13 protein-coding genes are annotated in these 13,823 nt (G+C 45.3%); 10 read left to right on the forward strand and 3 right to left on the reverse strand.

Annotated elements, in window-relative coordinates:
* Positions 1-27 precede the first annotated feature (27 nt).
* Complete coding sequence (locus AZI87_RS08840) at positions 28-1,002, forward strand: M23 family metallopeptidase (protein ID WP_253696584.1); 975 nt, start codon at positions 28-30, stop codon at positions 1,000-1,002.
* A 62-nt stretch (positions 1,003-1,064) separates the two neighbouring features.
* Positions 1,065-1,664 carry a hypothetical protein gene (locus AZI87_RS08845; protein ID WP_063206192.1) on the forward strand — a complete coding sequence of 200 codons (600 nt, stop codon included), beginning with the start codon at positions 1,065-1,067 and terminating at the stop codon, positions 1,662-1,664.
* Between the two features lie 57 nt (positions 1,665-1,721).
* Here the strand turns inward: AZI87_RS08845 and AZI87_RS08850 are convergent, their stop codons facing one another.
* On the reverse strand, positions 1,722-3,938 hold the full coding sequence (locus tag AZI87_RS08850) for a hypothetical protein (RefSeq protein ID WP_253696587.1): 2,217 nt from the start codon (positions 3,936-3,938) through the stop codon (positions 1,722-1,724).
* 339 nt (positions 3,939-4,277) lie between these two features.
* Here AZI87_RS08850 and AZI87_RS08855 point away from each other — a divergent pair, with 339 nt between their 5' ends.
* The 4 genes from AZI87_RS08855 to AZI87_RS08865 all read left to right on the forward strand — a co-directional run bounded on the left by AZI87_RS08855 (position 4,278) and on the right by AZI87_RS08865 (position 7,066).
* The gene (locus tag AZI87_RS08855; protein WP_063206193.1) at positions 4,278-4,820 is read left to right on the forward strand and encodes a hypothetical protein; all 543 of its coding nucleotides are present in this window, start codon (positions 4,278-4,280) and stop codon (positions 4,818-4,820) included.
* A 59-nt stretch (positions 4,821-4,879) separates the two neighbouring features.
* Entirely contained in the window at positions 4,880-5,032 is a 153-nt protein-coding gene (locus AZI87_RS18120) for a hypothetical protein (RefSeq protein ID WP_155722522.1), read from the forward strand.
* A gap of 79 nt (positions 5,033-5,111) precedes the next feature.
* Positions 5,112-6,293: an acetyl-CoA C-acetyltransferase gene (locus AZI87_RS08860; protein WP_063206194.1), complete on the forward strand. Its 1,182-nt coding sequence runs from the start codon at positions 5,112-5,114 to the stop codon at positions 6,291-6,293.
* A gap of 14 nt (positions 6,294-6,307) precedes the next feature.
* A complete protein-coding gene (locus tag AZI87_RS08865) occupies positions 6,308-7,066 on the forward strand; it encodes an SDR family oxidoreductase (protein WP_063206195.1) in 759 nt (252 codons plus the stop codon).
* Between the two features lie 15 nt (positions 7,067-7,081).
* On the opposite strand, the gene AZI87_RS08870 is transcribed toward AZI87_RS08865, so the two are convergent.
* Both AZI87_RS08870 and AZI87_RS08875 read right to left on the reverse strand, forming a co-directional pair.
* On the reverse strand, positions 7,082-8,401 hold the full coding sequence (locus AZI87_RS08870; protein WP_063206196.1) for an HD domain-containing protein: 1,320 nt from the start codon (positions 8,399-8,401) through the stop codon (positions 7,082-7,084).
* Between the two features lie 155 nt (positions 8,402-8,556).
* Positions 8,557-9,315, reverse strand: a complete 759-nt coding sequence (locus tag AZI87_RS08875; protein ID WP_063206197.1) for a substrate-binding periplasmic protein — start codon at positions 9,313-9,315, stop codon at positions 8,557-8,559.
* 270 nt (positions 9,316-9,585) lie between these two features.
* Between AZI87_RS08875 and AZI87_RS08880 the strand changes: the two genes are divergently transcribed.
* From AZI87_RS08880 to AZI87_RS08895, 4 genes are all read left to right on the forward strand, one after another.
* Entirely contained in the window at positions 9,586-10,431 is an 846-nt protein-coding gene (locus AZI87_RS08880; RefSeq protein ID WP_041871281.1) for a flagellin, read from the forward strand.
* Positions 10,432-11,003: 572 nt separating this feature from the next.
* Complete coding sequence (locus AZI87_RS08885) at positions 11,004-11,837, forward strand: flagellin (RefSeq protein WP_063206198.1); 834 nt, start codon at positions 11,004-11,006, stop codon at positions 11,835-11,837.
* Between the two features lie 124 nt (positions 11,838-11,961).
* The gene (locus AZI87_RS08890; protein WP_253696589.1) at positions 11,962-12,528 is read left to right on the forward strand and encodes a hypothetical protein; all 567 of its coding nucleotides are present in this window, start codon (positions 11,962-11,964) and stop codon (positions 12,526-12,528) included.
* A gap of 130 nt (positions 12,529-12,658) precedes the next feature.
* On the forward strand, positions 12,659-13,822 hold the full coding sequence (locus AZI87_RS08895; protein ID WP_253696591.1) for a hypothetical protein: 1,164 nt from the start codon (positions 12,659-12,661) through the stop codon (positions 13,820-13,822).
* Position 13,823: the final 1 nt, after the last annotated feature.

A 13,823-nucleotide genomic window follows, 5' to 3' on the forward strand; every position in this document is an offset into this window, starting at 1 on the left:
GATAAGAAGAAGGTCACGCTGTTTATAGTGAGCAATCAGACGGGTAAAACCCGTAAGATCGTGCTCTCGGCTGCATGGCTGAAGGCTTTATCTTTTATTTCTGGCATCATCATCATTATTTTTGCTGCGGGACTTGTGGATTACTTCGGTTTGCTTTTGCAAGCGATGGAAAACAAACGTCTTAAAGCTGAAAATGCTCAACTCATTAAGCAATTCCAAGTGGTTGAAAGTAAAGTCAGTGCGTTGGAGAACTCCTTAGAGCGCGTAAAAACTTTCACGACAAAACTGAGCTTGATCACCAACGTCGATGCGGAAGACCGTATCACGAAGCTGACCATGGGGCCGAAACCTGCTGCAGGCCAACAAGTTGAAGAATACGAACCGATGGAGCAGCGTCAAGAGCCTGAAGAGTTGGTTGAACAGGATCAAGTTTTTGCGAACAAAAAACCTTTGAACGATCAAGTTGGCGAGCTTGCCAATGAAAACGCGGATAAAGATTACGCTTCTTTGGTGGTTCGAATTGATAAAGCCGTTAAAGAAACTCAGCTGAAAGAACAAAGCGTGATCGATTTGTGGGAAAGTTTGTCGGAAAGACAAAGCTTGCTAAACTCCACACCGAATATGAAACCAGCTAAGGGTTGGATTACCTCGCGTTTCGGTTACCGCGTTTCTCCTTTCACAGGAAAAACAGCTTTGCACGCGGGTCTGGATATCGCGGCAGCACCGGGTTCGCCGGTCTATGCACCAGCGGATGGTGTCGTTGTGTTTGCAAGTTATGATGAATCTTACGGGAAGTTGATTACCATTGATTACGGTTATGGCGTGACAACTCGTTTTGGTCACTTGTCGCAGATTTACGTTCAAGTCGGTCAGCGTGTCAGTAAGTGGGACGTCGTCGGTGCCGTAGGTAATACAGGCCGTTCGACGGGACCGCATCTTCACTATGAAGTTCGCATCAATGGAACTGCCGTAGATCCAATCAACTACATCCTTGACGAGTAACACATATAAAGACCTAGACGGACATTTTCATCTTCGCGAAAATAATAAAAGGCGAGGTGAAAATGAAAACGGTAATCTTCTCACTTTTAGTTTCTTTTTTTTCTTTATCTTCGTGGGCGGCATTGCCACCTCAGTTTTCTGAATGCTTACGCGAAAATAGTGCGACGAATATGTCTGTCGCTGATTTACGTGAAATCGCCCGAGTCTCTGCCGTTACTTATTGTCAGAACTCGGTGGGATTGGTGGGTAAAGCTGAAACCATGCAGCTTTTGCAAAGCCCGAATATTAACGTCGGTATCTCCGTTTCAAAAACAACTTATAGTGCCACCGATTTTGTCGACTTAGCGCGGGCGGGAAGTTTTGTTCTGTATGTGGATAGTGCGCGCCTGACAGTGCCTAATATTATCTCCATTGCTCAAGCGGGTGCTCAGGTCGTGGTGATGACGGCATCAGCGGGTATTTCAAAAACGGATCTTTTAACGATGGCTGCGGCAAAACCTTTTGTGCTCAACGTGAATTCAGCGACGAGCGCCACAGATTTGCGTGACTATGTGGCAGCCGGTATTCAAGTGGTGATTCGTTCTTCGCAGTCGGCATTAAGTCGCGCGGACATCATGACTGTCGCGGCGGCTAACTCGGCTCTGGTCACGGTGATGCCTTAAATAAAAAAGGCCCCGCAACTGCGAGGCCTTTTCCTTGAAGCGAAATTCTTTTAACAACTACTGATTCATAACTGAAACTGCTGGCATTGGACATTGAAGAGCATCAAGCTTTTGCTTGATCAGAGCCGCGTCGGCTTTATAGCCTTTTCTTACAAGAACGTCTTGAGCGTTAAGAACAGTGGATTTACGGAAAGTTGTTCCGTTCAACTGTTGGTTACCGCGGCAAGAAGTTAGAACCGCTGAATCCATTTTAACATCCAATACCGGGTCGATCATATCACAGAAGAATTGAATCGCGCCCAAGTGATCGATAGCCGCGGACCAATCCAACCATGCTGACTCCAAGTATTGACACATAAGTTCTTGTTCACGAGAACCTAGTGGAAGTTCAGTCAAATTCAGGTTGCTAAGTTGCTTAGCGATCTGTGCAGACTCAACTTGGATTTTCGGATCACGGTACATACCACCCGCTGGAGTCGACTTGATATCCTGATTACGGCCTGACTTCGTTAAGCTGTAAGAGCCATTACGAACCGCGCTCATGCTAGTGACGAAAGCAGAAATAGCTTGGTCATGCATAGTCTTCGTGTGATCGATCCAAGCTTGTACTGGAGGAGCACCGAAGCCCCAAGCACTGCGTGAACCGAAAAGACCGGATTTCAAATTCACCATACGTTGAGCAAGCTCCGAACGATCGATGATTGAAGTGTCTTTTGAAAGCTCTTGCATCGCTTTTTCAACACGTTTGATAGTGACTTTTTCAACTTCGATACGAGTGTATTGAGCTTTCCATTGCGTGTATTCTGCGTTTCTAGAAAGTTCAGACTCTAAAGACACCTTAGAGTTTGCAATGATAGAGCTCGTCAAGCTTACGGCCTGGCGAACCCCATTCATCCAAGAACGGCTGGCATTAGCACAGGCTTTCAAAGCGCCTTCGTCGTCATAAACTTTAGAAGCAGAGTCTGCGATTCTCTTCATAGAAGAGTTGTGCAAGTTTCTCATAGTTGATGCTTGAAGTTTTTGACCGCGATCGCCTTGAGCTGTGGCTGCTTCTAAGTTTAAGAAAGCAGAAGCCGGGAAGGTCTTACCGTCACGAGCCCAGTTCACAAGCTCATTACCTAAAGTACAAACCATCAAGTCGTCTGGATTTTGAGTGATTTGGTTATCAACTGTCATGATGTCAGCGCGATCGTTAGCGATTTGCGCTTCGATAGCTGACGTGTTTTTCATAACAGCTTCTCTGTAAGTCAAAAGCTGAGAAAGCTCACGAGTTGGCGTTGTGAATTTCTTCTTGTAAAGATCCACTTCTTTTTCAAGCTCTTGAGTGATCTTGCTGATCTTTCCACTTTGAGCCAATTGCATGAAGCGAACTTTTTTAGCCACTTTCGTGTACTGACATGTATTCTGAAGAACCGCTTTACGATGATCAGGATTAGTCATATCCAAAGTGTTGGCATCAATCATTTTCGCGATGGCAGAAATACCGCTTGTCGCCACCACACCACCAATAACAAATGGAAGTGCTGGAGCTAAAGCCGCATTCATAGAAACCGCGAACAAAGCGTACGGTGCAAGACCGTTGATCACGTCGTTCATCGCCAACAATACTTTACCTGTCGACATTGTTTGACGACCGCACTTTGAGTTCAGGAAGTTATTATTATTGATAATATCTCCAAGACTTCCTACCGCCGCCAAAGCCGCCGTCATGGACTGATCGATTTGCGCTGTATTTACCATCGCCGCGTCTTGAGCCGCCATGATTTGCTGCAAAGACGTGATGCTATTTTTAATTTGATCACCATTCTTTTCAATCGCTTGAGCAGAAGGAGAACCCGTACACTCGGGGGATGCTTTCACTTCTTTATTAAGTGAATCAATCGCCGCAATCAATTCGGCGTGAGGGCGGTTGTCGAAAAGAGGACAGCTATAAGCTTCTGCCACTCTTGCTGCACCCATTTTCGTGCCTGATGAAGTGGGGCGAGTGTTTGAAGAGGATGAACTTGGCGGACGAGTTGAAGATCCAGAACCACCATTACTGTTGCCGTTATTGTTGTTATTATTGGAGTTCTGATTCCCTTTAGGAACTGAAGGAGTTGTAGGGAAGAGGCCCGTATCACCCGCATCATCTTCAGGAAATAAATCCAAAGGAAATCCTGAGGATGAGGATGTCGTTGCACTAGCCGCCAGCACTGTTTGCGGTGCATGGGGGATAATGAAACTTGCGGAAATCGCAAAGGCCATCGCACTTCGCTTTACGTACTTCAGTTTCATAAAGTCTCCATTGTTAAACTTTTCGCCAAGTAACTTTTTTTGCGTGTCATTTTGAGGCACTCCGATCCACGTCGTGGTCCTAAGTTCTTGGAAACACAACACTTCACCTGGCACTTCAAAAAAGACGGACGCGTTCGCGGAATCGTAGTGCAAGCCCAATGCCCTGGCGCTTCGTTTTGAAACAAGTCCAAGGCCTGTTCGCGAAAGATTGTCACCCGTGACCTCTCTAGACGCTTTTTGACCCTGCCGTAATAGAACCGCTGTCATTTGCTTATTATCTTCAAAGTAATGGGACTTGGCCGCAGGGGAGTGGAACAATCTTTGAAGTAGAGGTGAGGTATGAAACTGATCATGTCATGTCTCTTAATATTAGGTTTTACTTGTCCCTGCCTGGGCAAGGTGGATTTGAAGTCCACTAAAAGACTTATTATTCCTAAAGACAATGTGACTCCGAAGATCACTAAGTCTGATGTGGCGAAAGTGATTCCTCTCGATCTTAAGGAAGGTGACAGCCAGGGAACTGTTCTTGGGCGTATTGCCGACCGTGGATTTTCATTGTGGTTCAATTCTCGTATGATGAAAGAAACGGCTTTAGGTCGCTTTGCTGAACAAACTCAAGAAAAGTTAAAAACCGATGTTGTCGTTCCTGCTTCTAGCAAGGAAGGCGTAAGTCACAAGTTCTCTTTCCGTGTAGAAGCTTTCCAAGCTCTAGCAAAGGTTGAGTATTCTGGGTGGTTGAAGGCCGCATTTAACTACGATGCGAAAGCCGCGGCGACGGATATCGTTTTAAAAGAAAAATACCGTAACAAAGATTTATTCGTTACCCACAAGGCTAATAAAGACGAAGACCTTTCGATGGTCGGCGTAGCTTGGTCGTGGTAATCAGCTAAATAACACTATTTCGTACGTTTCGCTTTCGGCTTTCAAGAGCGGAGGATGAAATGGCGCCAGATAAGAATTCCAATAAAGAAAAACAACCTTCTAAAAAAGAAAAATCCCCAGCGGGGACTGAAACCAATCCTGAAAAGCATCAAGAAGACGTCGATAAAGCCCGTCAGAATAATAATAGCGATAAAAGAATTTTCGATCTTTAGATCATAGACTCTAGGATTTCTTCCTAGACTTTCGTCCTCGTTATTTGACCGGGCAAGGATTGAAGCCTACCCTTAGTGCATGGAAAAAATCGTATTTATCTCTGGAAAAAGAACTCCTTTTGGTGGGTTTGGTGGCTCTCTTAAGGATGTATCGGCAACTGATTTGGGTGTGGCTGCTGCCAAAGCGACACTTGAGCAAGCGGGATTATCACCTGAAAAAATTGATCACGTTGTTTTTGGTAACGTTGTTCAATCTGGTGCAGACGCGGCTTATCTTCCTCGTCACATTGGTCTTAAAACCGGTGTTCCTGTGCACGTCGGCGCCTTCGCGGTGAACAGACTTTGTGGCAGTGGATTTCAGTCGTGGGTGAACGCGATGCAGATGATCCAGTGTGGGGAAGCAACGGCGGTCCTAGCTGGTGGTGTAGAGCAAATGTCTTTAATTCCTTATGTCGCTCGCAAAGTTCGCTTTGATGGAATGCGCATGGGGAACTTCGAACTTGAAGATCTTATGACTTCAGCATTAACAGACGCTTACGCAAAAATGCCGATGGCTATCACGGCGGAAAACTTGGGAGAGAAGTACGGCATCACGCGCGAGCAGTCTGATAAGTATTCGATCCAATCTCAACAGCGCTATAAAGCAGCCTTAGATAAAGGTTACTTTGCACAAGAGATCTGTCCCGTATCGGTGGAGAGTCGTAAAGGCACAGTGGTTGTTGATAAAGATGAACATCCAAAGCCTGATTCAACTTTAGAAAAAGTCTCTTCATTAAAATCTCTTTTCAAAAAAGATGGACTGGTCACGGCGGCTTCTGCTTCAGGAATCGTTGATGGTGCGGCTTGTTCTTTATTGATGAGTGAATCAAAAGCCAAAGAATTGGGAATGAAACCTATGGCTCGCATCGTAAGCTATGCATCGGTGGGATGTGATCCTACGATCATGGGGATTGGACCGGCTGCGGCGGCAAGACTTGCTTTGCAAAAAGCGGGGATGACTTTAGATCAAATGGATCTTGTCGAAGTGAATGAAGCTTTTGCAGCTCAGTACTTAGCCGTTGAAAAAGAATTGAAGCTTGATCCGGCAAAAACCAATGTCAATGGCGGTGCGATTGCTGTCGGGCATCCATTGGGTGCTTCGGGAACTCGTATCATGAATCACTTGGTTTACGAACTTCATCGCCGTAGTGCCAAGTACGCGTTGGGTTCAGCTTGTATCGGTGGCGGTCAAGGTATTGCCATCATCATCGAACGTATTTAGACAGAAAGAAGTCTATGGAAAACGGATTTAATCTGCGCGAAAGAACGGCCCTGATCGTCGGGCCTTTCACCACCACGGTGCAAAGTTTGATGATGGGTCTAACGCAAATGGGTTCGGACTGTGTGCTGCTTGACTTTGACAATGCCGGAAGCCAACGCTTCTGCAATCAAATCAACGATGCTCGCGAAATCAACCCGAAGTTTGGTCGCGCTTTAAGTATTAAATCCCCGATGAAAACTCCTGAAGATATCAAAGATGCGGTCGGTACGGCCGCTCAATCTTTTGGTTCCGTGGATCTTTTCATCGACGCGCAAGTTTATAATAAACCCAACCGCTTTAAGATCGGCGATCCGCTGACTCATTTAGATGATGAAGTGCTGCATGGTTTTAAAAGTTCGGTGATGTTAACTCATGCCGTTTTGAATTTTTTAAAGAATCGCAAACGCGGTCGTATTTTGTATCTTCTCAATGAATCTTATCCTGATCCAGTCATGGCAGGGGCTCGTGGAGCCTTAGTTCCTTTTGCTCAAACTTTGGCAAAACAGGTTTCAGAATTCAATATCACTGTGAACTGTTTGAAGCTGGGTTTGACGGAAGAATTTATTTTAGCTCAGCACCCTGAAGCTAAGTCCATCAAAGAGGCGGTTGAAAAGCTGAAAGAAAAAGAGCCGCATCTTAGAATTACTGAACCTGATAAGATCACCAACACGATCACTTACTTGGTCAGTCAGTACGGGGCCGCGGTGAACGGCCAAGTGATCTCGTTGACTTAGTCTTTCGAAGCTCTCTTAAGAGAGCTTCAGTCCTTTTAAAATAGAATCGGCTTTTTGAATCTGTTCTGGCGCGACATAGATGCGGTCGATAATACGTGCACCTTCGTAGCGTTGGAAGATTTCTGTCGTCTGATTTATAGGAGCTGTTTTTGCCCAGCGATCGTATTGATCAACCACGTAAATCTGTAAGGCTCGCTCTTCGGGTGAAGCTGTGTGATATTTTGACAAACGAGCTTTAGAGCTTGTGCGAATCACTTCCAGGCCTTCCGCTTCCAGCGCTTTTTTAATCATCTCTGGCTTTTCAGATTCCGAAGTATTGTGCTGCTCAATTAAAACCTTAAACGGCTTTCTTTGCGCAATTCTTTGTGCCCAAGGGTTGCTTACGCTGATCAAGTGCTCATGCAAGCGGTAATCGTTGTAACGAGTGTATTCATTGATATCGCCGGGAAGAACGAACGTACAATCTGGTGACGTCAAATAGCGATTCAACATTTCTTCATAGATGATGCTTTTATGGTGGCAGTACACCATCAAATGCATGTGATGACGAGAAATCAAAAAGTCATCGAACGAATAAAGAGCACGGCGATTTAAAGCTAAATACATTTTATTTTCACGACGATAGAACGTCATGTTTTGCATGATCCAGGATAAATCGATTTTTCCGTAGTTGGTTCCGCAGAAATAAGAATCACGCTCCAAGTAATCCATGCGATCCACATCTAGCTCGCTAGAAACAAGCTGACTTAAGATCGGACGGAAATCCACACCGCCATCCACGAAGAAATCGTCCGGGCAGTGAAGGGCCTTGTCGATAAGACATGCAACGTGAATGGGGGCGATGTCGGGGAATTGTTGGCGGATCGTTTCTGCGATTTTAGAGTCCGTGACATACTTAATCGTATAGTCTTCATGATTCGCACGGCGGTTGTGATTCATCACCGTGTGCGCTTCTTCGCCGTACTGTTCTTGTTCTTTGTACAGTTTGATATCCAGCTCAGAAAGATGAGGCATGACCTGTTCTGTTGTGTGCGACAGCGGACCGTGACCGACATCATGAAGAAGAGCTGCTAATCTTAGAACTTGGCGGAAGCGAGTTTTAACCGAAGGTTTAGTGAACGGATAAACGCGAAAGATCGCATCGAAAGTTTCACCCGCTAAGTGGCCGACTCCGACAGAGTGGATGTAGCGGTTATGGGTCGCTCCAGGAAAGCTGAACTCGGCGTAACCCAGTTGTTTGATTGCGCGAAGACGTTGGTATTCTGCGGTGTCGAGAACTGCGACCTCGGGGTCAGAGTAGTAAATCGAACCGTGAACGGGATCGCGAATCTCCATGTATTCCTCCTGGGGACCATTTCGGGTATGTATTTAACGTTTACAAAGAATAAGTCAATTGTCCAAGAATGGGGCTCCTAGGTCTAGGTGAAGCGACCGAACCCTTACCTATATATAGATTGCTTCGACGCGGGCCTTGCAAAAAATTCGTGATTCTAAGGGCTTAAGGTGGGGTGCTTCTTAAAATACTCACCGATCAGACGGGTGAAATGCTCTTCGCTGACGGCTTTATTAAAAGCGGCCATTTGTTCTTGAGTCTTTTCATTGTCCTTAAATGCAATTCCATACTCATCCAGGTTCACAATGCGAGGATTGAGTTGCAGATTTTTTTGGAATGGCTTCAGGCGAGGGCTGGTTTTCATAAGGTATTCAAACATGGCCGCTTCAATAAAAATTAGATCCACGCGTTTATTGGCGAGCTTTAAAAGATTAGCTTCATCGTTTGATGCTGATTCCACATGAAGTTTCTTTTTATCAACAAGCTCCTGCTGATCCTTATATAAGTCGTACCCCGCCACGTTCCCAATCTTATAAGGAATGAGGTCCGCCGTTTTTTCCCAGACAATGGGGCTCGACTTTCGTTCAGCGATCATCCAGGGAGTTCGGTAAAATACGCGAGACATTTTAAATCCTGGTGGCAAGTTCATCAGCGAAACAGGAAAAAATCCCGCGTAACCGTTTTTATTAACGATGTGTTTTGCTCTTAAAGGGGGAACGAAGGTCACTTTAAGGCTGTAAGTCGTTTTCTTAAGGATTTCCTTGAGAGCGTAGATTCCCGCGCCTTGTTCAGGAAGCTTTTCGCTGAGATAAGGGGGGGCTTCAAAGGTCACTAAATGAATCTCCTTTTTCTCAGAAGAAGCATTTGTCACTGAAACATTCCCGAAGATACAGATCAGCAAAAAAAATATTCGCATGAATCTCACGATACAGAGAATTGTTTATTTCGTCATGGAAAAATAAAAAATCTCTTCGACTTCAATGGCTTAAGCGTTTCGCAGAAAGACTGACGTGCTTTATTCGAACCTCGACTGTGGGCCAGATTTGTAAAAAATTGAGACGTATCACTTTAGGAATTTTCAGACACACCGATCAGTAAGGTAAGCGAATGAACTACCCATGGTACCAAGAATGGTGCCCTGAGTTTCAAGGATCGAAACTCAGCAAATCTTCAAGGAGGAGGAATTATGGGGTTACGTATTAACACGAACACTGCTTCGTTAAATGCACAGAGAGTTCTGTGGGGAACGAAGATTGGTCTTGATAAGAGCATGGAAAAGCTTGCATCAGGATTCAGAATTAACCGCGCCGGTGACGATGCCGCTGGTCTAGCGATCTCTGAGAACTTAAGAGCTCAGGTTCGCGGTTTAAAACAAGCATCACGAAATGCTCAAGATGGTATCTCTCTAGTCCAGGTGGCAGAGGGTTCGATGAATGAGATCTCTTCGATCTTGATTCGTTTGAGAGAGTTGGCTGTACAAGCCGCTTCTGATACTATCGGACCTGTAGAAAGACAATTCCTGAATGTGGAATACGATCAGTTGGTCTCTGAGATCGACCGTATCTCTGAAGGTACAGAGTTCAACGGAACTCAATTGTTGGCAGGTGTGGGCTCCATCTTGGACTTCCAAGTTGGTACTAGAAACAACCCTGAAATCGACCGTATCTCTTTCGATGCTTCTAAAGCCGATGCAAACTCTGCCGCTTTGGGAGTGAACCTGACATCAGTAGCCGATAAAGCTTCCGCACAGAATGCTTTGTCAGCGATTGATACAGCGATCGTGAGTGTTTCTGCGATGCGCGCAGACTTCGGTGCGATCCAAAATCGTCTGCAATCAACTGTTTCGAATATCCAAGTTTCAGTTGAGAACATGTCAGCCGCTAACTCTCGTATCAGAGATGTGGATGTAGCTGAAGAGACATCTGAAATGACTAGAAATAATATCTTGTTGCAAGCAGGTACTAGCGTACTAGCACAAGCGAACCAACAAGCTAACGTAGCACTTGGACTCTTGAACAAGTCGTTCTCTTAATCCAGATAAGCTCTAGCTTGCTAGAGCTCTGGTGACGAAATGACTTTGGTTCCCGATCTTATCTTCAATGATCAAGATCACCCTCAAGAGAACCGTCTGTGAATGACGGTTCCGAGTGTACAGCCCCCAAGCTCTGTTTAGAGCTGACAATTTGATCTGTTTCCTGCGACCGAGGCCGCCCTTACGGGCGGACCTCAATTTAATGGTCGGGTGGCGATTTAAATTAATGGGGAGATGAGTGAAATACTCGTCGATTGAAAACCGAATTTTGCGCCAAGATAAGTGCGCTGTTTTTTTGAGGCCCGGCCTCCATGCTCTCTTCTTAGAGAGAACTTTCTTACTCTTCTTTTTTCTCGTGCTAGTGCACGCGAAATCAAAAATAAAAAATTTCCTGAAAAATAAAAATAAAAGAAAAAATCTGGACTCGAGACATTGCTATTTTTTTCCGAAAAGTTTGGTGGAACCTTGTATCGCAAGTTCCGTTTATTAATTTAACAGGTGCACGGATCGCGCCTTATGCCAATGGATGGCACATTTTCACGGAGGAAGAACTATGAAGCACGGAGGATAGAATGGGATTAAGAATCGGTACCAATGTGGCAGCGTTGAATGCACAAAAAAACTTGTACATGACGCAAATTAACTCAAATCGTTCAATGGCAAGATTGGCTTCTGGAATGAGAATCAATCAAGCAGCGGACGATGCCGCAGGTCTTGCGATCAGTGAAAACCTCAAAGGACAAATCAGAGGTTTAAGACAAGCCAACAGAAATGCCAATGATGGTATCTCTCTTGTGCAGGTCGCAGAGGGCAGCTTGAACGAAGTTTCAAATATGCTCATTCGTTTAAGAGAATTGGGTGTACAAGCTTCATCTGACACTATTGGTGAAACAGAAAGAAAGTTTTTGGATGTTGAGTATCAACAGTTGAAATCCGAGATTCAGCGTATCACTGAAGCGACAGTTTTCAACGGTTACGAACTACTTAACGGCACAGGTGGAATGATTGATATTCAGGTCGGCGTAAACAACGACCCTTTCCGTGACAGAATCAGCTTTAACTCTGGTGCTGCCAACGCCTCAGTAGATGCCTTGGGATTGACGGCAGAATCTGTAGGCTCGAAGGAAGGAGCTCAACTGAGCTTGGATGTGATCGACCAGGCATTGACTTCGGTGAATGCGATTCGTGCGAACTTTGGTGCGCTACAAAATCGTCTGGTATCAACATCAAACAACTTGTTGATCGCAGATGAGAACTTGTCAGCAGCCAACTCGCGAATCAGAGACACTGACGTCGCAGCAGAAACTTCCGAAATGACAAGAAATAACATCTTGTTGCAGGCTGGGGTTTCCGTACTGGGCCAGGCGAATCAGTCGCAACAATTGGCACTAAAACTTTTGGGCTAATTGTCAAAATATATAAGTTCATAAAAGGCTGCTCCTTCGGGGCGGCCTTTTTTATTTTTATCTTACTTCACCATTGATCTCGAAGACTCTCAGTGCAAAAGTGAAATGCAGCAAGGAGAGCTTTATGAAATTCGCACTGGTATTGTCGATCCTGTTAGGGGCTTTTTCTTCTCAGGCTGAAGTGGGCTTTAAAAATGGAAATGAGCGCACGGCGGTTTTATCTCTAGGAAATATCTATGTTCATTGCCACGCTAGTGGTGGAGGTCCATCTTCAGGGGCTTTCCGTTGCAGTGAAGAGATTTTGCTATCGGGCGAGTATGACTATTTCGTAGGTCCCTCAGGTGTTGCTGGGGATGAAGTGATTTTAACAGCCCGTCATGAAGACGGTTCTCAGCGAACGAAAACTGTCGATTATGATTCCGGAAAAGGACAAAGTAAAAAGCAGATCAATCTTTGGATCGCGACGCTTTTACAACGCCCTCTTTTAGATCCAGGAAAAAACACGGTCAGCTTTAAGATCTCTAAGAATGGTAAAACCACGGCGTCGGGAGAGTTCATCGCCAACGTCAAAGATGGTGGCCGTAAGACTTGTTCGCACTCGGCAACTTATTGGTCTAACAACTCTAGAGATTGTCAAAATGGCGGGAGTTTTTGCCAACGATATTTCCGAGAAAACAACTATTGTCTTTAAAGTGCACGCCCCTTGGGAGAGGGGTTTCTTGGAACGCCGTGTAACGCAGTTTCAACGCCTTTTCAATTAGATGATTTAGCCCTGGGTGGAAGCGAATCTTGTTGAATTACTAAGAGCAGGAAGGCACCTAATGGGAATGAAATTCGTTTTAGCTTTTATTGCGACATGGGCCCTGCACGCGCAGGCGGCCTGGGACCTTAATGACGTTTCTTACCTGATGCCTTTACCGAAGGATGCTTCATCCGACGGTCTTTTAGGAACTCAAGACATGGGTAAAGGGGGAGCTCTCTTAACAGCTTCTATGCTTGAGCGCATGCCTCCGCTAGCTTTGCACATGAATCGTGAGCAAACGGCTCAAGCTATCAAGGTCGTTGCAGTTCGAATCGACCCTTGTTTTCCTTTGCCGACTCCACAATCCTGCCAAAAACAAATTCGCCTTGTGTGGCAACCTTTTGAAGTCACTCGTCGTGGCACTATTCAATCTGTCGATGCGGCTGTTCACACGTTCTATGTTTTGACGGACGATGAATTTAAATCTTTGTTGAAAGATCTAGCGGCATGGAAGAAAAAGCATCCCGCAAATACTCAGTACGTGCCTTTGCAAGTGCATCCTGCTTGGGCTGGTGAGGGCGATCAAAGTGCCTCTTTGCAAGACTTCAATGCCATTATTAAAAAATACGCGGGCCTGGGAAATATCTCACGCGCGACAGTGATGGTCTTGCGCGGAGCAGGTGACATGTGGGCCTTTGCTGGATTCTCTTATGAAAATGGTGCTATGGACATGTTTCCGGTACCTCGTTTAAATGGTCGCACTTCGCAAGCGTTTGTAAATACCGCGATTCCCTTTGATCACTTTTCAGGGGGAGGAATTTCTCCAGCACCTAAAGGCGCAGATACGTTTAATTATTTAGTAGCCGAATCCGCTCGTTTGGGTGAAGGCACAGAAGAAATGATTAGGAACGAAGTTCGTGCGGCTTTCCGTGTAGAAAATCCAAAGAACTTCAACCCAGAGAACTTAGATTGCGTCAGCTGTCACGTGGCTCAACCAGCGATTCGTTGGGTATTAGATAATCGTTCGAACTTAAAAGCAGATCAGTTGTGGAATTCAGAGATCTATAAAAATGTGAAGTATGATCTTAAGAATGTAACACCCGATATGTGGAACACCCGCATGATTCGTGGCTTTGGTTATTTCAATGACCATGTCTCCATCAGTCAGCGTGTGATCAATGAGTCTGCGGAAGTCGCAGATATGTTGAATCAAGACTACGCTCAAAAGAAAGGCCGTAAATAAC

The organism is Bdellovibrio bacteriovorus, assembly GCF_001592745.1.
Classification (GTDB): Bacteria; Bdellovibrionota; Bdellovibrionia; order Bdellovibrionales; family Bdellovibrionaceae; genus Bdellovibrio; species Bdellovibrio bacteriovorus_B.